The organism is Pseudomonas sp. Je.1.5.c (assembly GCF_051129895.1).
GTDB lineage: Bacteria > Pseudomonadota > Gammaproteobacteria > Pseudomonadales > Pseudomonadaceae > Aquipseudomonas > Aquipseudomonas urmiensis.
Genome location: NZ_JBCPSP010000114.1, coordinates 1 through 297 on the forward strand (window position 1 = coordinate 1; position 297 = coordinate 297).

Sequence of the window (297 nt, forward strand, 5' to 3'; positions counted from 1 at the left end):
TGGGTGCGAATCAGCACCAGGCCTTCGATGGCGTCGTAATGGTGCTTGCCGATTTTCGGCAGCGGGTAGGCGTGGCTGCGACCGTCCGCGGCGTGGTAGAGCACGCCCTGCTTGAGCACATCGAGGCGGGTCGAGAAGGGTGTGATCCAGCGGGCGCCGAACACGCCACCGTCGAGCGCCGCCAGGCTGGAGCGGTAGGTGCGTGACCACTGCAGCGCAAAGCAGCCGGGCAAACTGAAATCGGTGTGGGTGAGGGTTTCGCTGCCACGGGCGAAGCTGATGCTGCGGCAGGTCGAG

General features: G+C 66.0%; 1 protein-coding gene. It reads right to left on the reverse strand.

What is annotated here, in order from left to right:
• On the reverse strand, positions 1-297 hold a 297-nt coding region (locus AAZU54_RS27365; protein ID WP_434727904.1), incomplete at both ends, for a DUF6531 domain-containing protein.